The 19,440-nt window shown below is 59.8% G+C and carries 20 protein-coding genes; 10 read left to right on the plus strand and 10 right to left on the minus strand.

What is annotated here, in order from left to right:
- Positions 1-211: 211 nt before the first annotated feature.
- On the minus strand, positions 212-1,459 hold the full coding sequence (locus D3Z90_RS06425) for a ribonucleotide-diphosphate reductase subunit beta (RefSeq protein WP_045187463.1): 1,248 nt from the start codon (positions 1,457-1,459) through the stop codon (positions 212-214).
- Positions 1,460-1,678: 219 nt separating this feature from the next.
- Positions 1,679-4,561, minus strand: coding sequence for a ribonucleoside-diphosphate reductase subunit alpha (locus tag D3Z90_RS06430; protein WP_136474951.1), 2,883 nt, complete (start codon positions 4,559-4,561; stop codon positions 1,679-1,681).
- 764 nt (positions 4,562-5,325) lie between these two features.
- On the opposite strand from D3Z90_RS06430, the gene D3Z90_RS06435 reads away from it, so the two are divergent.
- The 3 genes from D3Z90_RS06435 to fhuF are packed head-to-tail and all read left to right on the plus strand — an operon-like array spanning position 5,326 to position 8,206.
- A complete protein-coding gene (locus D3Z90_RS06435) occupies positions 5,326-6,048 on the plus strand; it encodes a response regulator transcription factor (protein WP_136474952.1) in 723 nt (240 codons plus the stop codon).
- Positions 6,045-7,661, plus strand: a complete 1,617-nt coding sequence (locus D3Z90_RS06440) for an ATP-binding protein (protein WP_136474953.1) — start codon at positions 6,045-6,047, stop codon at positions 7,659-7,661. Before D3Z90_RS06435 ends, D3Z90_RS06440 begins: the two co-directional genes overlap by 4 nt.
- Positions 7,658-8,206 (plus strand): siderophore-iron reductase FhuF, encoded by a 549-nt coding sequence (fhuF, locus tag D3Z90_RS06445; protein WP_136474954.1) that lies wholly within the window; start codon positions 7,658-7,660, stop codon positions 8,204-8,206. Before D3Z90_RS06440 ends, fhuF begins: the two co-directional genes overlap by 4 nt.
- 3 nt (positions 8,207-8,209) lie before the next feature.
- Here the strand turns inward: fhuF and D3Z90_RS06450 are convergent, their stop codons facing one another.
- On the minus strand, positions 8,210-8,911 hold the full coding sequence (locus D3Z90_RS06450; protein ID WP_136474955.1) for a 4'-phosphopantetheinyl transferase: 702 nt from the start codon (positions 8,909-8,911) through the stop codon (positions 8,210-8,212).
- A 192-nt stretch (positions 8,912-9,103) separates the two neighbouring features.
- On the opposite strand from D3Z90_RS06450, the gene D3Z90_RS06455 reads away from it, so the two are divergent.
- The 4 genes from D3Z90_RS06455 (at position 9,104) to D3Z90_RS06470 (ending at position 13,450) form a co-directional block, all read left to right on the plus strand.
- Positions 9,104-9,706, plus strand: coding sequence for an outer membrane beta-barrel protein (locus D3Z90_RS06455; RefSeq protein WP_136474956.1), 603 nt, complete (start codon positions 9,104-9,106; stop codon positions 9,704-9,706).
- 110 nt (positions 9,707-9,816) lie between these two features.
- Positions 9,817-10,494 carry a response regulator gene (locus D3Z90_RS06460; protein WP_136474957.1) on the plus strand — a complete coding sequence of 226 codons (678 nt, stop codon included), beginning with the start codon at positions 9,817-9,819 and terminating at the stop codon, positions 10,492-10,494.
- The gene (locus tag D3Z90_RS06465; RefSeq protein WP_136474958.1) at positions 10,491-11,837 is read left to right on the plus strand and encodes an ATP-binding protein; all 1,347 of its coding nucleotides are present in this window, start codon (positions 10,491-10,493) and stop codon (positions 11,835-11,837) included. Before D3Z90_RS06460 ends, D3Z90_RS06465 begins: the two co-directional genes overlap by 4 nt.
- Positions 11,838-12,127: 290 nt before the next feature.
- A complete protein-coding gene (locus D3Z90_RS06470) occupies positions 12,128-13,450 on the plus strand; it encodes a dicarboxylate/amino acid:cation symporter (RefSeq protein WP_136474959.1) in 1,323 nt (440 codons plus the stop codon).
- A gap of 78 nt (positions 13,451-13,528) precedes the next feature.
- Here D3Z90_RS06470 and D3Z90_RS06475 read toward each other — a convergent pair whose 3' ends face one another.
- Both D3Z90_RS06475 and D3Z90_RS06480 read right to left on the minus strand, forming a co-directional pair.
- Positions 13,529-14,023: a SprT family zinc-dependent metalloprotease gene (locus tag D3Z90_RS06475; protein ID WP_136474960.1), complete on the minus strand. Its 495-nt coding sequence runs from the start codon at positions 14,021-14,023 to the stop codon at positions 13,529-13,531.
- A 140-nt stretch (positions 14,024-14,163) separates the two neighbouring features.
- Positions 14,164-14,763 (minus strand): Yip1 family protein, encoded by a 600-nt coding sequence (locus tag D3Z90_RS06480; RefSeq protein ID WP_136474961.1) that lies wholly within the window; start codon positions 14,761-14,763, stop codon positions 14,164-14,166.
- Between the two features lie 273 nt (positions 14,764-15,036).
- Here D3Z90_RS06480 and ttcA point away from each other — a divergent pair, with 273 nt between their 5' ends.
- Both ttcA and D3Z90_RS06490 read left to right on the plus strand, forming a co-directional pair.
- A complete protein-coding gene (gene ttcA, locus D3Z90_RS06485) occupies positions 15,037-15,861 on the plus strand; it encodes a tRNA 2-thiocytidine(32) synthetase TtcA (RefSeq protein ID WP_136474962.1) in 825 nt (274 codons plus the stop codon).
- Positions 15,862-15,866: 5 nt separating this feature from the next.
- A complete protein-coding gene (locus D3Z90_RS06490) occupies positions 15,867-16,538 on the plus strand; it encodes a DNA-3-methyladenine glycosylase I (RefSeq protein ID WP_136474963.1) in 672 nt (223 codons plus the stop codon).
- A 56-nt stretch (positions 16,539-16,594) separates the two neighbouring features.
- Here D3Z90_RS06490 and D3Z90_RS06495 read toward each other — a convergent pair whose 3' ends face one another.
- From D3Z90_RS06495 to arsC, 3 genes are read right to left on the minus strand one after another with little or no spacing between them, the layout of a single operon-like run.
- Positions 16,595-17,011 (minus strand): DUF2069 domain-containing protein, encoded by a 417-nt coding sequence (locus D3Z90_RS06495; RefSeq protein WP_136474964.1) that lies wholly within the window; start codon positions 17,009-17,011, stop codon positions 16,595-16,597.
- Complete coding sequence (gene wrbA / locus D3Z90_RS06500) at positions 17,004-17,609, minus strand: NAD(P)H:quinone oxidoreductase (protein WP_136474965.1); 606 nt, start codon at positions 17,607-17,609, stop codon at positions 17,004-17,006. The genes D3Z90_RS06495 and wrbA overlap by 8 nt, the downstream gene beginning before the upstream one ends.
- On the minus strand, positions 17,606-17,959 hold the full coding sequence (gene arsC / locus D3Z90_RS06505) for an arsenate reductase (glutaredoxin) (protein ID WP_136474966.1): 354 nt from the start codon (positions 17,957-17,959) through the stop codon (positions 17,606-17,608). Before arsC ends, wrbA begins: the two co-directional genes overlap by 4 nt.
- Positions 17,960-18,045: 86 nt before the next feature.
- On the opposite strand from arsC, the gene D3Z90_RS06510 reads away from it, so the two are divergent.
- Positions 18,046-18,510 carry a TlpA disulfide reductase family protein gene (locus D3Z90_RS06510; RefSeq protein ID WP_136474967.1) on the plus strand — a complete coding sequence of 155 codons (465 nt, stop codon included), beginning with the start codon at positions 18,046-18,048 and terminating at the stop codon, positions 18,508-18,510.
- Positions 18,511-18,597: 87 nt separating this feature from the next.
- Here the strand turns inward: D3Z90_RS06510 and D3Z90_RS06515 are convergent, their stop codons facing one another.
- Both D3Z90_RS06515 and D3Z90_RS06520 read right to left on the minus strand, forming a co-directional pair.
- The gene (locus D3Z90_RS06515; RefSeq protein WP_371922255.1) at positions 18,598-19,002 is read right to left on the minus strand and encodes an META domain-containing protein; all 405 of its coding nucleotides are present in this window, start codon (positions 19,000-19,002) and stop codon (positions 18,598-18,600) included.
- Entirely contained in the window at positions 18,999-19,436 is a 438-nt protein-coding gene (locus D3Z90_RS06520; RefSeq protein WP_136474969.1) for a hypothetical protein, read from the minus strand. The genes D3Z90_RS06515 and D3Z90_RS06520 overlap by 4 nt, the downstream gene beginning before the upstream one ends.
- Between the last annotated feature and the right edge of the window lie 4 nt (positions 19,437-19,440).

Below are 19,440 nucleotides of genomic sequence, written 5' to 3' on the forward strand. Positions count from 1 at the left end.
TAAGGGCGCAAAGGTGACTCCAAACCGCCCATGCCAATGGATCAGCACCTGGCTGTATGTGTCACCGACTACGCAGTTGGCCTACCGTGAATAAGCAAAAAAAAGCCACCTCAGCATGCAGTGCTGAGGTGGCTTTGGTGGCTTCAGGTCTAGCGGTTCAGTTAACGCCGAACAGCGTTCAACTGCTCATCTGCACCTGGGGAGCAAGGCATCAATCCCAGCTCAACGCCCCACCTGTTTGATACTCGATAACCCGAGTCTCGAAGAAGTTCTTCTCTTTCTTCAAGTCCATGATCTCGCTCATCCATGGGAACGGGTTGGTGGTACCTGGGTATTCTTCTTTCAAACCGATCTGCGACAGGCGACGGTTAGCGATGAACTTGAGGTAGTCCTCCATCATCGCTGCGTTCATGCCCAGTACGCCGCGCGGCATGGTGTCGCGAGCGTATTCGATTTCCAACTGGGTGCCTTGCAGGATCATTTGCGAGGCTTCTTCTTTCATTTCGGCATCCCACAGGTGTGGGTTTTCGATCTTGATCTGGTTGATCACGTCGATACCGAAGTTCAAGTGCATGGACTCATCACGCAGGATGTACTGGAACTGCTCGGCAACGCCAGTCATCTTGTTGCGACGACCCATGGACAGGATCTGAGTGAAGCCGCAGTAGAAGAAGATGCCTTCCAGAACGCAGTAGTAGGCGATCAGGTTGCGCAGCAGTTCTTTGTCGGTTTCGACGGTACCGGTGTTGAATTCCGGGTCGGAGATCGCGCGGGTGTAGCTCAGGCCCCAGGCGGCTTTCTTCGCAACCGACGGGATCTCGTGGTACATGTTGAAGATCTCGCCTTCATCCATGCCCAGCGACTCGATGCAGTACTGGTAGGCGTGGGTGTGGATCGCCTCTTCGAACGCCTGGCGCAGGATGTACTGGCGGCATTCGGGGTTGGTGATCAGGCGGTACACGGCCAGCGCCAGGTTGTTGGCAACCAGGGAATCGGCCGTGGAGAAGAAGCCCAGGTTACGCATGACGATGCGACGCTCGTCGTCGGTCAGGCCTTCCGGGTTTTTCCACAGGGCGATGTCCGCGGTCATGTTGACCTCTTGCGGCATCCAGTGGTTGGCGCAACCGTCCAGGTACTTCTGCCAGGCCCAGTCGTACTTGAATGGCACCAGTTGGTTGAGGTCGGCGCGGCAGTTGATCATGCGCTTTTCGTCAACCGCAACACGGGCAGCGGAGCCTTCCAGCTCAGCCAGGCCTTCGGCGATGTCGAGTTGGTCCAGGGCAGCCTTGGCACGCTTGACGGCTTCCGAGTCATCGGCAGTCACGGCGCGGGCTTCCAACGCGGCAACACCGCCAGCGTTATCGAGCTTGTCGATGCCTGCGGCAGCAGCTTGAGTGGCGGTTGCGCCTTTGGCGGCTTCTTCGCCTTCGTCTTTGTCGAATTCGTCCCAGCTCAGCATGGTGGGTCTCCTGCTTGAGGGCCATGTTCAGTATGGCCGGTGGATCTTGGTTGCGTTGCTTGCGGTTGAGTACTGCTGTGCACGCAAAAACTTGGAATGCTTCCGGGAGCTTGGCTCCTCGGAGAAGGTCAGGGTTGTCCCTGACCTTCCATTAGGCTGCTGTGGGAGTGACTTTGGCCGCTTTCGCGGGGTGAGCCCGCTCCCACAGGGGGTGTGGCGTTACTGGCAGGCTTCGCAATCCGGCTCGTCGATAGCGCAAGCCTTTGGCACTGGTGCAGGACCGGCTGCCTGGATCGGGGCGCTGTCACCACCGCTGGATACCGCGTTGAGCTTGCCGGTGTTGATGGTCGACTTCTCGGTGCTGGTCGCAGCCAGGGCACGGAGGTAGTAGGTGGTTTTCAGACCACGGTACCAGGCCATGCGGTAGGTGACGTCCAGTTTCTTGCCCGAAGCACCGGCGATGTACAGGTTCAGCGATTGAGCCTGGTCGATCCACTTCTGACGGCGGCTGGCGGCGTCGACGATCCACTTGGTTTCCACTTCGAACGCCGTGGCGTACAGGTCTTTGAGTTCCTGTGGAATGCGCTCGATCTGCTGTACCGAACCATCGTAGTACTTCAGGTCGTTGATCATGACCGAGTCCCACAGACCGCGGGCCTTGAGGTCGCGAACCAGATACGGGTTGATCACGGTGAACTCGCCCGACAGGTTCGATTTCACGTACAGGTTCTGGTAGGTCGGCTCGATCGACTGCGATACGCCGGTAATGTTGGCGATGGTCGCGGTCGGCGCAATGGCCATGATGTTCGAGTTACGAATACCTTTCTGAACACGCGCCCGTACCGGTGCCCAGTCCAGGGTTTCGTTCAGGTCGACGTCGATGTACTTCTGGCCACGGGCTTCGATCAGGATCTGTTGCGAATCCAGCGGCAGGACGCCTTTGGACCACAGCGAGCCCTGGAAAGTCTCGTACGAGCCGCGCTCGTCGGCCAGGTCGCAGGATGCCTGGATCGCGAAGTAGCTGACCGCTTCCATCGACTTGTCGGCGAACTCGACGGCAGCGTCGGAACCGTAGGCAATGTGCTGCAGGTACAGCGCGTCCTGGAAGCCCATGATGCCCAGGCCCACTGGACGGTGCTTGAGGTTCGAGTTACGCGCTTGCGGCACCGAGTAGTAGTTGATGTCGATCACGTTGTCGAGCATGCGCACGGCCGTGTTCACGGTACGTTGCAGCTTGGCGGTGTCGAGCTTGCCGTCGACGATGTGGTTCGGCAGGTTGATCGAGCCCAGGTTGCAGACGGCGATTTCGTCCTTGTTGGTGTTCAAGGTGATTTCGGTGCACAGGTTCGAGCTGTGGACCACGCCCACGTGCTGCTGTGGCGAACGCAGGTTGCATGGGTCCTTGAAGGTCAACCATGGGTGGCCGGTTTCGAACAGCATCGAGAGCATCTTGCGCCACAGGTCTTTGGCCTGAATGGTCTTGAATACCTTGATCTTGTTGTATTCGGTCAGGGCTTCGTAGTACTCGTAGCGCTCTTCGAAGGCCTTGCCGGTCAGATCGTGCAGGTCGGGTACTTCGTTTGGCGAGAACAGGGTCCATTTGCCGTCATCGAAGACGCGCTTCATGAACAGGTCAGGGATCCAGTTGGCGGTGTTCATGTCGTGGGTACGACGACGATCATCACCGGTGTTCTTGCGCAGTTCGATGAATTCTTCGATGTCCAGGTGCCAGGTTTCCAGGTAGGCACAGACAGCGCCTTTGCGCTTGCCGCCCTGGTTTACCGCAACAGCTGTGTCGTTGACCACTTTCAGGAACGGAACGACGCCCTGGGATTTACCGTTGGTGCCCTTGATATAGGAGCCCAGTGCACGCACAGGGGTCCAGTCGTTGCCCAGGCCACCGGCGAATTTCGACAGCATGGCGTTGTCGTGGATCGCATGGTAGATGCCCGAGAGGTCGTCCGGCACGGTAGTCAGGTAGCAGCTCGACAGCTGAGGACGCTGGGTGCCAGCGTTGAACAGGGTCGGGGTCGAAGCCATGTAGTCGAAGGACGACAACAGGTTGTAGAACTCGATGGCACGGGCTTCTTTGTTTTTCTCTTCCAGCGCCAGGCCCATGGCCACACGCATGAAGAACACCTGAGGCAGCTCGAAACGTACGCCATCCTTGTGGATGAAGTAACGATCGTACAGGGTCTGCAGGCCCAGGTAGGTGAACTGCTGGTCGCGCTCGTGGTTGATCGCCTTGCCCAGTTGTTCCAGGTCGAAGTCGGCCAGGGCCGGATTGAGCAGCTCGAACTCGACGCCTTTGGCAATGTAGGCCGGCAGGGCCTTGGCGTACAGGTTGGCCATTTCGTGGTGAGTAGCGCTGTCGGCAACGCCGAGGAAACCCAGGCCTTCGGCACGCAGGGTGTCCATCAGCAGGCGGGCGGTGACGAACGAGTAGTTCGGCTCGCGCTCGACCAGGGTACGGGCGGTCATTACCAGGGCGGTGTTGACGTCCTTGATGGCCACGCCGTCGTAGAGGTTCTTCAGCGTTTCGCGCTGGATAAGGTCGCCATCGACTTCGGCCAGACCTTCGCAGGCCTCGGAGATGATGGTGTTCAGACGGTTCATGTCCAGCGGCGCCAGGCTGCCGTCAGCCAGGGTGATACGGATGCTTGGGTGCGGCTGAACGGTGCTGTCTTCGGCGTGGCTACGGGTAGCACGCTCTTTGGCGCGCTGATCGCGGTAGATCACGTAGTCGCGGGCAACTTTCTGCTCGCCGGCACGCATCAGGGCCAGTTCTACCTGGTCCTGGATTTCTTCGATGTGGATGGTGCCGCCCGAGGGCATGCGGCGTTTGAACGTAGCAGTGACCTGTTCGGTCAGACGGGCAACGGTGTCATGGATACGCGACGAGGCAGCAGCGGTGCCACCTTCAACTGCAAGGAACGCCTTGGTGATAGCCACGGTGATCTTGTCGTCGGTGTAGGCGACGACAGTGCCATTGCGCTTGATCACACGCAGTTGGCCTGGGGCGGTAGCAGCCAGATCCTGGTTCGAATCGGCAGCCTGCGGCGCCTTGGCCTGCGGGTTCTCGCGAGTTGTGTCGGTTTGCATGGGTGTCTCCACATTCTCTATGTTTATTTAGGCGCTTTGTAAGCGCCAACCGTTCCGTCCGAAAGCCCAACAACCGACCCTGATGACACGCAGGAACACGACGCTCCGGCATGCCGAACAGGTCGGGCATACTCACTTCGGGACAGATCAGGAAATAAGGGGCAATTACTTGCCGCTCCCTGGCCGAAGTCAAAGGTTTTGAGTCTCGCTCAAAACTGTTGCTGTAAGGTGTGCCTATGGCTTGCAACACCCGTACCCGAAACAACACCCTCCAAGGGTTTGCAACGGACGCCTGCGCCGGAGCGGTTTGGCTACTGATTACGTTTTAAGTTCAAGCAAAAAAGCACTGCATCAGGGCTTGAGTTCTTTGCTTGACTTGTGCTTGGGAATCGCTTCAAAACCCAAGATGTAGTGTTTTGTTTCGATGGGGATACAAGATAATGCGGTCCAAGGGGTATTGCAAGGTCATGCTCTGTGGATAACTTGTGCGTAGTTTGTGAGTGATTTTGCCTAAAGCCTTGTAGGCCGCGTCTTAGCGCCAGATGGCCGCTCGTCACCCTTTTTTTAACCGGCTGTCGTTATCCCGGTACAAATTTTAGGGCGCGCACCCTACCACAATTTCCGGGCACTTCCGAGCGACCAACGCGGCGGTTGGCAGGCGTCGGTGCCTTCCGTAGTATCCGGTGCCGATCATGCCTTTTTGGGACGCCAGTACCCAAGGCACATAACAACAAGTTCATAACAACGAGCTGTCGAGGTGGACCGTGGAGCAGCAGCGCAGCCAGGTATTGATTGTCGAGGATGACCAGCGGTTGGCTGACCTGACACGCGAGTACCTGCAGGCCAACGGCTTTGAAGTCGAGGTTGAAGGTGATGGCGCCAAGGCCGCGGCGCGGATAATCGCCGAGCAACCGGACCTGGTGATTCTCGACCTGATGCTGCCCGGCGAAGACGGCCTGAGCATCTGCCGCAAGGTTCGCCAGCAATTTTCCGGGCCAATTCTCATGCTCACTGCTCGCAGCGACGACCTGGACCAGGTTCAAGGCCTGGACCTGGGCGCCGACGACTACGTCTGCAAGCCGGTTCGGCCGCGCTTGTTGCTGGCGCGCATCAACGCGTTGCTGCGTCGCGCCGAGCCTGCCGAGAACGAGCCGGTGCAGTGTCTGCAGTTCGGGCCGCTGCGGGTCGATAACGTGCTGCGCGAGGCCTGGCTGCAGGACAACGGTATCGAGCTGACCAGCGCGGAATTCGATTTGCTCTGGCTGTTGGTCAGCAACGCCGGGCGCACGTTGTCCCGGGAAGAAATTTTCACCTCGTTGCGTGGCGTCGGGTATGACGGCCAGGATCGCTCCATCGATGTGCGTATTTCCAGAATCCGCCCCAAAATCGGTGACGACCCTGAGCACCCGCGAATGATCAAGACCATTCGCAGCAAGGGCTACCTGTTTGTGCGCGAGGCGGCAGAGGCGATGGGCCAGCCGCGATGAATTCGATTTTCCTGCGTATCTATGGCGGTATGCTCGCCGCCCTGGTGCTGGTCGCGGTGCTTGGGGTGCTGAGTGTGCACTTGCTCAACGAGGTTCGAGCCGGTCAGTACCGTGAGCGTCTGGCCCACGGCACCTTCACCTTGATGGCCGACAACCTGGCGCCGCTTGGTGAAGTGGAGCGCAAGCGCAATCTGCTGATCTGGGAGCGCTTGCTGGGCATTCCGCTGGACCTGCAGTCGTCGTCTGCCGCAGGTCTGGATGGCAGCCAGCGCAGCAAGTTGAATCGCGGCCAGGTGCTGGTAGAGAAGACCGGCCCGCATGCGGCCAGGGTCATGCGCCAGGTCGGCACGCAGGACCTGCTGCTGGTGGGCGAGGTCGAGCAGATCAGCGAGCAGTTGGCGCGAGCGACGATCTACCTGCTTGCCGATGAACTGGTGCGCTATCCCATTGGTGAGCAGCCCCGGCGCCTGGCGCAGATCAAGCAAGACAAAGGTTTCGGCTTCGACTTGAGCCTGCGTCGTATCGAGCAGACGGACATGGACGACGACCAGCGTCGACGTGTCGATGAAGGCGACACGGTGATGGCGCTGGGCAAGGATGGCGACTCGATCCGCGTAGTTGCCGGCATGGTCGGTACGCCCTGGGTGCTGGAGATTGGCCCGCTGTATCAGATGAACCCTTATCCGCCGCAGTTGCTGGCGTTGATTGCGGTGCTTGGGCTGTGCCTGATTGGTTTGATCGTCTATTTATTGGTGCGACAGTTGGAGCGACGCCTTTCCGATCTTGAGACTGCCGCCACGCGCATCGCCCAAGGCAGCTTGTCTACCCGTGTGGCTGCCGATGATGCCGACTCTGTCGGGCGCCTGGCCGCAGCTTTCAATGGCATGGCCGAACACCTGCAGCGTTCGCTGGCCATCCAGCGGGAGCTGGTACGCGCTGTTTCCCATGAGTTGCGCACGCCTGTGGCACGGTTGCGCTTTGGTCTGGAAATGATCGCCAGCGCCCGCGACGACGAGGCGCGGGAAAAGTACTTGAGCGGCATGGACGGGGACATCCAGGAACTCGACAAGCTGGTTGACGAGATGCTCACCTACGCCCGCCTCGAGCAGGGCGCCCCGGCCCTGAACTTTCAGCGGGTCAACCTGGATGCGCTGTTCGAGCAGGTAATAGCCGAGCTGGCGCCTCTGCGCAGCGACGTCAAGGTTGTGCGCGGCGTGTGCCTGGGCGATGAGCAAGAGGCGCAGGGGCAGGGGGCATGGGTCGAAGCCGAGCCGCGCTATTTGCAACGGGCCGTACAGAACCTGGTGAGCAATGCCATGCGTCACGCAGAGTCCCAGGTCAGCCTCAGTTATCAGTTGGGAACGCAGCGTTGCCGAATCGATGTCGAGGATGACGGCCCGGGTGTTCCAGAGGAAGTCTGGGATCGCATCTTCACGCCCTTCACCCGACTCGATGACAGCCGAACCCGGGCTTCAGGCGGGCACGGTCTGGGCTTGTCAATCGTGCGGCGGATTATCTATTGGCATAACGGACGGGCTTCGGTGGGTAATAGTGAGCAACTGGGGGGCGCCCGGTTCAGCTTGACCTGGCCGCGTAGTCAGGGCCAGGAATGAGTGCTGCCCAACCGCTGGACAAGGTGCTCGAAGCGTCTCGTTTCGACGCACTGCTGCTTGAACTGTATGGCCCGGAACTGATGCCAGTCCAGCGGCCAGTGTTGGTATCGCAGTGGTCCAAGTACTACTTTGCAACGGTCTGGCAGTTGCTGCTGGGCGGCGCATCATTGCCAGTGTTCGCTGCCACCGAAGTAATCCTGGACGCTCGTGGGCTGCCCACCATGCTGACGGGGAGCGCAGCGCATTGCGCAGGACGGGATGCACTGCTGCAACAGCACCTGCAACCGCTGGTGTCGCGTCTGGCGACTTTGGGGGCGGTTGCCCCGGCGGTGCTCTGGGGTAACGCGGGCGATTGCCTGGATCAGGCATTGCAGGGTGTCGAATCGGACGTTGGCGACTTGGCCCGTTTGCTCACCTGCGCCGACAGTCCGCTGTATGCGTCGGTGGGCCTGAGTGCTTCAGGTAAACGCCAGCGTCGCACCTGCTGCCTTAGCTACAAGGTGGATTGGGTCGGCCACTGTCAGCACTGCCCGTTGCTTGCCTGAACCTCAGACGCTGACCAGGGTCAGCAACTGGTCATCCTGCAAACAGAACTGTCCCGCAAGTTCGCGGCCGCTGTGCCACTGCGGCGATAAGTCAGTGAGCAAGCGCAAGCGTGCGTGGCCGTCAGCGGACCATTCCAGCACCTCGGCATGCTCGAAATAAAAGCGCTGTTGCACGAGAGGGTAGAGGGCCTTGAACAGGCTTTCCTTGAGGGAAAACGTCAGGGTCACGCTGAGTCCGGTCTGCGCGCTATCCATTCTTTGCTGCTCGGCCTCGGTAAGAATCTCCCGGGCCAGGCGCTCTGCGCGTTCATGGCTGAGCAAGGTTTCCTGATCCAGTCCAATGCCCTGGCAGTCGCTGTTGCGCGCGACCACGGCCGCCGCCCAGCCTTTGCCGTGGGTGATCGAGCCACTGATGCCGGCGGGCCAGATCGGGGAGCGATCCTCGTGGGTACCGGGGACATACAGACGACCATCCAGGCGCTGCAGGGCAGCCCGGGCGCATACCCGCCCAGCCAGGTACTCCGCCTGGCGCTTGGCGACCGAACGTTGCAGGCTGGGCGTCTGCTCGATGCCGGCGCGAGCGAAGTCGTCGCTGGCGAGCAAGCTAGGGTCAAAGGCACAGCTGACCAGCTCTGCCCCGGTAATTGTCTGCGGCAAGGGCCAGTGGTGGTGCAAAGCGGTGCAACAGGAGGGCAGTCGGTTCATGGCCGCTATTGTGCCGCGGCGATCAAGCGCTTGCCAGTGATGTGCAGGGGGAGCACCCCGGTGTGAGGCGTGGGTATTTTCATTCTACGGGAGTCGTTCAGCCTAGGTTCAGGCAGGGTTCAGCAGCGGTTCAGGAGGGGTTTCTTAACCTAGCGCCATCACTTGAACGGCACACCGCCAGGAGTAACTCTCATGAAAGCGCTCAACACTCTGTTCCTCGCCGCAGCCTTTTTCAGCGCCAGCGCTGCAGTCCAGGCAGCCGACACTACTTTCGCCGGTGTCACTTACGGCCAGACCAGCGACAAAATCAAAAAATCCGGTTTGCTCAGCAGCAACACCGAGCACTTGAACACCGACGGCATCATCAGCAAGGACGGCACCTGGGGCGTACGCGTCGGCCAGATGAACGACCAGGGTCGCTACTACCTCACCTACGACAACGTTTCCAACGACCACAGCGGCTTGAAGGTGCGCCAGGAAAACCTCTTGGGCAGCTACGACATGTTCTACCCACTGGGCACCAGCACCAAGCTGTTCGGCGGTGCCAGCGCTGGCCTGACCAAACTCAGCCAGGAGTCTTCCGGCTACAGCCGCGACACCGACACCGGGTATGCCATCGGCCTGCAAGCCGGCGTGCTGCAGCAGGTTTCCGACAATGCATCGGTTGAACTGGGCTACCGTTACCTGCGCAGCAATGCCAGCACCGAGCTTGCCGAACATGGCGGCCCGAAAGTCGGTACCCTGCGCCTGGACAGCAGCGCGCAAACCTACCTTTCGGCCAACTACTTGTTCTGACCCACGCCAGGGATTGCTCGAACCGGCCTGCAAGCGCATGGCCGGTTCGCTGTTATTCTGCACGGGGCCAGGCCTGCGTGACGAACTAAGGAAAGGGTAGGGAGGAACCTATGAAACTGCTGGTGGTGGAGGACGAAGCGCTGTTGCGGCATCACTTGTACAGCCGCTTGACCGAGAGTGGGCATGTGGTTGAAGCCGTGGCCGACGCCGAGGAAGCCTTGTATCAAGCCGCGCAGTTCAACCATGACCTGGCGGTGATCGACCTGGGCCTTCCGGGCATGAGTGGGCTGGACCTCATTCGCCAGTTGCGCTCCCAGGGCAAGGGCTTTCCCATTCTGATTCTTACCGCGCGGGGCAACTGGCAAGACAAAGTCGAAGGCCTGGCGGCAGGCGCCGACGATTATGTCGTCAAGCCTTTCCAGTTCGAAGAACTCGAGGCGCGGCTCAACGCCTTGCTCCGTCGTTCAAGCGGCTTTACCCAGTCGACCATCGCAGCCGGCCCCCTGGTGCTGGACCTCAATCGCAAACAGGCGACGCTGGATGAGCAGCCGCTGGCGCTGACAGCCTACGAGTACCGTATCCTGGAATACCTGATGCGCCATCATCAGCAAGTGGTGGCCAAGGATCGCCTGATGGAGCAGCTGTATCCCGATGACGACGAGCGCGATCCAAATGTGATCGAAGTGCTGGTGGGGCGGTTGCGTCGCAAACTTGAGGGTGACAACGGCTTCAAGCCGATCGATACCGTCCGTGGCTTGGGCTACCTGTTCACTGAGCGTTGCCGATGATCCGTTCGTTACGGGTGCGCCTGATGCTGGCGGCTGCGCTGCTGGCGCTGTTGTTCATGCTCGCCTTGCTGCCGGCCCTGCAGAAGACGTTCAGCCTGGCATTGCAGGAGTCGATCGAAAAGCGCCTGGCCTCGGATGTTACTACCTTGATATCGGCAGCGCGCATCGAGCACAACCAGTTGCAGATGCCGGACTTGCTGCCGGATGAAAAATACAACCTGCCCGACAGCCGTTTGCTCGGCTACATCTATGATCGCCAGGGCAATCTGGTCTGGCGGTCCCGGGCTACGGCCGATGAAAACATCAACTACACCCCACGCTATGACGGGCGCGGCAACGAGTTTGCGCGCATCCGCCAGGCCGACGGCGAGGAGTTCTTTGTCTATGACGTCGAAGTCAAGCTGCTCGGTGGCAAGACGGCAGCGTTCAGCATCGTTGCATTACAGCCGGTGCGCGAATACCAGCATACCCTCGACGGTCTGCGCGAACGCCTGTACCTGGGGTTTGGTGCGGCGCTGCTGGCCTTGCTGGTGTTGCTCTGGGCGGGTTTGACCTGGGGCTTGCGCTCGTTGCGCCAGTTGAGTCACGAGCTTGATGATGTCGAGTCCGGTGCCCGCGATGGGCTCAGCGGCGAGCATCCTCGTGAGTTGTTGCGTTTGACCGGTTCATTGAACCGCCTGTTGCGCAGTGAGCGTGACCAGCGCCAACGCTACCGTGATTCCCTGGACGACCTGGCCCATAGCCTGAAAACCCCGTTGGCGGTGTTGCAAGGGGTAAGTGAAAGCATGGGCCAGCGTCGTGAAGACCGTGAGCAGTCGCGGATTCTGCAAAGTCAGATCGAGCGCATGAGCCAGCAGATCGACTACCAGTTGCAACGCGCCAGCCTGCGCAAGAGTGGCCTGGTCCGTTATCAGGTAGCGCTGCAACCGTTGCTCGAAAGCCTGTGCAGCACGCTGGCCAAGGTGTACCGCGACAAACAGGTGAACATCACCCTTGATGTGCCCGAGCAGGCTGTCGTGCCGATGGAGCAAGGAGCATTGCTCGAACTGCTTGGCAACCTGCTGGAAAACGCCTACCGCCTGTGCCTGAGCCAGATCCGCATCAGCCTGCGCAGCGATCCTTCGATGATCGAGTTGTGTATCGAGGATGACGGTCCGGGCGTGCCGCCTGATCAGCGTGAGCGCATTCTGCAGCGCGGCGAACGCCTGGATCGGCAGAATCCGGGGCAGGGTATTGGTCTGGCGGTGGTCAAGGACATCATCGAGAGCTATGACGCCAGCCTCACCCTGGACGACTCCGAGCTCGGCGGCGCCGCCTTTCGTATCCGCTTTTCCCTGGACTGAATCGCCATTTCCTCTGGGCGGATTACCGCCATCCTTAAGGTTTTGCAAAAGGTGTCGGGCGGAAATCCGCCAAGTCGCTCGGCACCCTTGCATCCTCGTTGTGCACGAAACCCGCGTAAACACTGGGTTTGCACTCATAAAGCGCACCTTGGCATCGGGCTTGCTATTGACCTGACAGAGTTCTGCCAGGCAGCTCGACACAACAAATCCCTCCAGTGCAGGAGGGTTCGCGCTTTAGGTACCCCACGCGTCCTGGGAAGGATCGGGGCGGTACACTTGAGGAAATAGCCATGACGACGCGTCAGCCACTGTACAAATCGCTGTATATCCAGGTGTTGGTAGCCATCACCATCGGTATCCTGCTGGGTCACTACTACCCTGAAACCGGCGTTGCCCTCAAACCCCTGGGTGACGGCTTCGTCAAACTGATCAAAATGGTCATCGCCCCGATCATCTTCTGCACCGTGGTCAGCGGTATCGCTGGCATGCAGAGCATGAAGTCGGTTGGCAAGACCGGTGGCTACGCGCTGCTCTACTTCGAAGTTGTTTCCACTATCGCCCTGATCATCGGTCTGGTGGTGGTCAACGTTGTCCAGCCGGGCGCCGGCATGCACATCGATGTCAGCACCTTGAACGCCAGCAGTGTGGCCGCCTATGCCGCTGCCGGCGCGCAGCAGACCACGATCGGCTTCCTGCTCAACATCATTCCAAACACCGTGGTCGGCGCTTTCGCCAACGGCGACATCCTGCAAGTGCTGATGTTCTCGGTGATCTTCGGTTTTGCCCTGCATCGCCTGGGTGCCTACGGCAAGCCGCTGCTGGACATGATCGATCGCTTTGCCCATGTCATGTTCAACATCATCAACATGATCATGAAGCTGGCACCGGTCGGTGCTTTCGGTGCCATGGCCTTCACCATCGGCCAGTACGGCGTAGGTTCGCTGGTGCAGTTGGGCTACCTGATGGCCTGCTTCTATGCCACGTGCGTACTGTTCATTCTGGTGGTACTGGGTGGTATCGCTCGTGCACACGGCTTCAGCGTTCTCAAGCTGATCCGCTACATCCGTGAAGAGCTGATGATCGTGCTGGGTACCTCGTCGTCCGAGTCGGCCCTGCCACGCATGCTGACCAAGATGGAACGCCTGGGTGCGAAGAAGTCCGTGGTAGGCCTGGTGATTCCAACGGGCTACTCGTTCAACCTGGACGGTACTTCTATCTACCTGACCATGGCTGCGGTGTTCATCGCCCAAGCCACCGATACCACCATGGATATCACCCACCAGATCACCTTGCTGCTGGTGCTGCTGGTTGCGTCCAAAGGCGCTGCCGGCGTCACCGGTTCGGGCTTCATCGTGCTGGCGGCCACCCTGTCGGCAGTGGGCCACTTGCCGGTTGCGGGCCTGGCGCTGATCCTGGGTATCGACCGCTTCATGTCCGAAGCCCGTGCCCTGACCAACCTGATTGGTAACGCTGTTGCGACCGTGGTGGTGGCCAAGTGGGTCAAGGAGCTGGACGAAGACAAGCTGCACGCAGAGCTTGCTTCCGGTGGTTCGCCGTTGGTGGATACCCGTCCGATGGACGACCTGGGCGTAGCCGAGGGTCCTGCTCGCTAAGCCATTGGCTGAGCCATGAAAAAACCCATCTTCGGATGGGTTTTTTTGTGCCTGGTTGAAACCTGACCGGGCAGGGCGTTACTCGACGCGCGTCTCGCCGCTGTACACCAAGGTGTTGCGGCAGCGTCTGCACAGGTAGCGCCGCCCCTGACGTACCAGGCTGTGGCGCTGGGCCGAGAAGGGAAAGTCACTACCGACGCAAGGGCAGCGGTAGATGTAACGCGTCACTGTGCGACGTTTGACTTCATAGGTGTGGCAGCGGTTGGGTGGCAGTTCGTAAACGCCACGCATGATTAGCTGCCATTCCTCGCCATGCGGCTGGATTCGATCACCAAACAGCTGGTGGGCAACCAGATGCGCGACTTCGTGGGCCACGGTCTGCTTGAGGAAGTCATCGCTGTTTTCGCGGTACAACTGCAAATTGAATCGCAGCAGGTTTTCATGCAAATGGGCGACGCCAGCCTTTTGCCCACGCAGCTTGAAGCTCACTTCAGGGCGGGGGAAAGGGCGCTTGAAAAAATTTTCGGCTTGCTGGTAGCAGGTTTCTACGCGGGATTTGAGCTGCTCGGGCATATCGGGGAACACTCCTGGCCGGCAATTATGCCGCAACCGCCACGGCGCTGCCGAGCCACCTGTCAGCGCACAGCTTCAGGCCGCCTTGCGGCGGCCTGAAGGTTACTGCGCCTATGTTGCTGATTTTCTAATAATGGATGCTAGTTGGTATAGACAGGCCCCACGCCAAGTCCCCAGACAATCACGGTGAAGGCCATGATGGCTACCAGCACCACCAGGCCGACCGCCAATACCGAGCTCGAGAACAGGAAACCTTCATCCGAAGGTATGTTCATGAAGGTCGGCAGGCCGACATAGAGCAGATAAACCGTGTAGCACACGGCTGCCGTGCCGACGACCATCCCCAACCACAAGTGGGGGTAGAGCGCCGCCAGGCCGCCGACGAACAGCGGCGTTGCGGTATAAGTGGCAAACGCGATGCAGCGGGCCATGCTTGGGTTGGCATCGTAGGTGCGCGCCATCCAGTGAATGAAGGCGCCCATTACCGCGACACCGGCAAGCATTGCCAGGTACGACATGATGGTCATCCATAACGCGCTTTCCTGGGTCAGCATGACCGGGGCGCGATCGCCAATGACCCAGCCGACCTGGGTAGTACCGATAAATGCCGAGATGGCGGGAATCGCCGCCAGGATGAGTGTGTGGGTCAGGTACATGTGGCTGATGCTTTCTTCCTCGCCACGGATCTCTTTCCATTCTTGGTCAGGATGGGTAAACAGCCCCAGTACGTGATGGATCATGCCAGTCACTCCTTCCGTCGTTACCATCGCCCCCCAGCGGAGCGCTTGTGACCCCAAGTGATGGGGGCCAGAGGATCGAGGTCACCTATGATGTGTGGCCTTATGTCGCAGTATAGGAAGGAGTACGCCCCGCAAAGCCGGCTTTTTAGAGCAAATTGCGCTGTAAGCGCCACGGCTAATCACCTTGCAGTCTTTATCGGATGGGCCTACGCCTGCCGACGGTTTGTGCGTAAAATATGCCGCTTTTGTCACACCTCGCGGATTTCAAGCGCTATGGGCACCCTTTCGGTCAACCAGAACAAACTGCAAAAACGCCTGCGTCGTCTCGCTGGCGAAGCCATTACCGACTTCAACATGATTGAAGATGGTGACAAGGTCATGGTCTGCCTGTCCGGCGGCAAAGACAGCTACACCATGCTCGATGTTCTGCTGTACCTGCAGAAAGTGGCGCCGATCAAGTTCGAGATCGTCGCGGTGAACATGGACCAGAAGCAACCAGGCTTCCCTGAGCACGTGCTGCCGGCTTACCTCAAGACCTTGGGCGTCGAGTATCACATCGTCGAGAAAGACACCTATTCGGTGGTCAAGGAGCTGGTACCGGAAGGCAAGACCACCTGCTCGCTGTGCTCGCGCCTGCGTCGCGGCACCCTGTACACCTTTGCCGACGAGATCGGTGCAACCAAGATGGCTCTTGGTCACCACCGTGACGACATTGTCGAAACGTTTTTCCTCAATATGTTCTTCAACGGCACCCTCAAGGCCATGCCGCCGAAGTTGCGCGCCGACGACGGTCGTAACGTGGTGATCCGCCCGCTTGCCTATTGCAGCGAGAAAGACATCCAGGCGTATTCGGACCTGAAGGAGTTCCCGATCATTCCGTGCAACCTCTGCGGTTCGCAGGAAAACCTGCAGCGGCAGGTCGTGAAGGACATGCTGGTGGAGTGGGAGCGTAAAACACCGGGCCGTACCGAGAGCATCTTCCGTGGCTTGCAGAATGTCGTGCCGTCGCAACTGGCTGACCGTAACCTGTTCGACTTCGTCAACCTGAAGATCGACGAAACCGCCACCCCGCGCTTTGTCGACGTGATGAACATCTGACCGGCATGCGCGATTACCAATGGTTGCATGAGTACTGCCTGAATCGCTTCGGCTCCGCGGCGGCCCTGGAAGCCCATCTGCCCCAGGCCAGGAGCGCAGAGCAGCTGCGTGCGATCAGCGCCGATCGTTATCTGTCGACCTTGGCGTTGCGGGTGTTTCGCGCCGGGCTCAAGCACAGCCTGGTGGATTCCAAGTGGCCGGCTTTCGAGCAGGTGTTCTTTGGCTTCGATCCGCACAAGGTCGTGTTGATGGGCGCCGAGCACCTGGAGCGGCTGATGCAGGACACGCGCATCATTCGCCACCTGGGCAAGCTCAAGAGCGTGCCGCGCAATGCGCAGATGATGCTCGACGTGGAAAAGGAGCGGGGTAGCTTTGGTGCCCTGATCGCCGATTGGCCGGTCACCGATATAGTCGGCTTATGGAAGTACCTGGCCAAGCATGGCAACCAGATGGGTGGGTTGTCGGCACCGCGCTTCCTGCGCATGGTGGGCAAGGATACGTTCATTCCGACCAATGACATGAGCGCAGCGCTGATCGCCCAGGACATCATCGACAAGCCACCGACCAGCCAGCGCGACCTGGCGTTGGTCCAGGCTGCTTTCAATCAGTGGCACGCTGAAAGCGGCCGGCCGTTGTGTCAGTTGTCGGTGATGCTCGCGCACACCGTCAATCATTGAGGGGCCTGCCGGGTGATGCCGGCTTAGCCACCCGGTAGAGCGAGCTTGCGCCGCGATCAGTTCGATCCTTCACCGGCCAGGCGCCGGTCATACTGGAAGCGCCAGCGCACATACAGCAAGGCACTGATGAACAGCGCCAGGCTGATTGCCACTTCCAGCCAGCCGAACAGTGCCCGTGCCGGGTCAAATGCAGCCAGTACCCCTTTGATGAAGTACAGGTTGACCACAAAGCAGGTCCAGGCATGAGCGCGGGCGTTGCCCAGTAGCATGCCCGGTAGCAACAACGCCAGCGGCACCAATTCTACCGCCAGGATCACGCCGGTACGGGCGCCATGCAGGTCGGCGAACAACAGGTTGTTGATCGTCAGCAGCGCAATCAGGCCAAAAAAGCTTGCCAGGCTCAATGCGCGGACTAGCCGCAGGCGCGGCATCAACCAGTCGATAGAGGGCAGTACCTTGGGCTTTTTAGCCACGGCTGTTCTCCAGCAGTTTGGCAGTGCTGGCCAGGCGTTGGCCCAAGGCGCGGCATAGGGCGATTTCGTCAGCATCCAGGTCGCGTTTGCCGTCTGCCCCGGCGTGATGGCTGGCGCCATAAGGGGTGCCGCCACCGCGGGTTTCCAGCAACGCCGACTCGCTGTAGGGCAGCCCCATGATCAGCATGCCGTGGTGCATCAACGGCAGCAGCATCGACAGTAGGGTCGACTCCTGGCCGCCATGCAGGCTGGCGGTGGAGGTGAACGCCGCTGCCGGTTTGCCGACCAGACCTCCACTGAGCCACAGGCTGCTGGTGCCATCGATGAAGTACTTCAGTGGCGCAGCCATGTTGCCGAAGCGTGTCGGGCTACCCAGGGCCAGGCCCGAACAGTGGCGCAGATCGTCAAGGGTGGCGTACAGCGCGCCGGCGACCGGAATGTCTGGGGCCACCGCTTCACATTCGGTGGAAATCGCCGGAACGGTACGAATCCGTGCTTCCAGGCCTACCATTTCGACACCGCGGGCTATCTGCCGGGCCATTTCACTTGTCGAGCCGTGGCGGCTGTAGAACAGGATCAGGATGTAAGGTGCGCTCACGGCAGGATCTCCAGAACCTTCTCCGGAGGACGGCCAATAACCGCTTTGTCACCGGCAACCAGAATAGGGCGCTCGATCAGTTTCGGGTGCTTGACCATGGCGTCTATCAGTTGCGCATCGCTCAAGGCTGGGTCAGCCAGGTTGAGCATCTTGTACTCGTCTTCACCGCTGCGCAGCAGTTGACGCGCATCTATATCCAACTTGCCGAGCAGGGTCGTGAGGGTCGCTGCATCGGGTGGGGTTTCCAGGTAGCGGACCACGGTGGGTGCCAGGCCACGGGCTTCGAGAAGTTCCAGGGCTGCGCGAGACTTCGAGCAGCGTGGATTGTGATAAAGCGTCAGGTCAGTCATGTTCGGGTCGCATCCAGCAGGGTGTGGCAGCTATTCTAACCGCAGCGACTTCGCATTTTGCTTGAATCTTCGAGAAGGATTGACCCATGACAAGGCGTTTGGCAGCAGCACTGGCCATCACCGCGAGTTTGTTGCTCAGCGGTTGCGGTGCAGATTATGGCCTGGACCAGAACGGCCAGACCGTGAAAGCCGAGCAGATCGACGGGCACTGGCTGGTGCTCAATTACTGGGCGGAATGGTGCGGGCCATGCCGTACTGAAATCCCCGAACTCAATGCTGCCGCCAAGCAATGGCAGGCGCAAGGCATCAAGGTTGTGGGCGTCAACTTCGACGGCCTGCAAGGCGATGATCTGAAAAAGGCCACCGAGGCCCTGAATATCGGCTTCACCGTCTTGGCCCAGGACCCGGCTGAACGTTATGAACTGCCACGTAGCGAAGCGTTGCCTGTCACCTACATCATCGATGACAAAGGCAAGGTACGCGAGCAGTTGATGGGCGAGCAGACACTGGAAGGACTGAACGCAAAGATCAAAGCGCTCAAGGAGAGCTGAAGCTGCAAGCTGCAAGCTGCAAGGAAGAGCAGGATGTGCACCACCTGCTTTTGCTTGAGGCTTGCAGCTTAACGCTCGCAGCTACCGTCAACCCTCTTCAGGCCAAAAGCGCAGTGGCTTGCCTTCAGTAGGCCAGAAGCGTACTTGTTCGATTGGCGAGATGTCCCAGCGCTGCACGGTCTCCAGAGCCTGGAGGAAGCGCTTTTCCTGTTCCATCAAAGCCGGTGCGCACATTTTGCGGGTGCTGCCGACTTTGCCGAAGGTGATTTTGTCGCCGTCGAGCTGGTAGGGCGCGAACCAGTGGTTGCAACCGCCATTGCCATACGCCCGGCCATCGCTGGCCAGGGTCAGGGTCAGGTGGCTGTAGTCCATCAGTGGGCGCTCGCCAATCCATTCCAGCAGGTAGCTACGCTCCTGCTCCAGCTTCATCGGCTCGGCAGCGCAGCCCAGCAGCGCTGTGCCGGTCAGTGCCGCGAGCAGCAGGTTTTTCACTGGGCCGTCTCCTTGCATGTCGGGCACAGGTGCTTGTCGCCACGGCTGCTCCAGCCAAGCTCGGCGATGCGTGCACTGGCGGCTGGCTGCAAGGCTTTATTGCCAAGCTTGGCGTCTACCGCGAACTCGAAGCTGAGGTTGGCCTGGCAACTGTCGCAATTGACTTCCCAGGTGTGGATCGCCAGTTCGCCGAACACCGGGCCACTGGCAACCGCGACCCATTGGCCGGTCGGGTTGATCAAGTGGCGTACGGTTTCCACGGTCAGGCGCATGGACAAGTCCTTGCTGCCCTTGAGGGTGACCAACAGCACGTCGTTTTTCTTGATCGAACCACCATTGCCGGTCACTTGGTAGCGACCCGGCACCAGGGCGCGGCATTCGATCAGGGTGTACTGCGGATTAAACAGGGTGTAGCGGAAATCGTGTTCGACCATGGGT

This window comes from Pseudomonas sp. DG56-2, from assembly GCF_004803755.1.
GTDB classification, from domain to species: Bacteria; Pseudomonadota; Gammaproteobacteria; order Pseudomonadales; family Pseudomonadaceae; genus Aquipseudomonas; species Aquipseudomonas auratipiscis.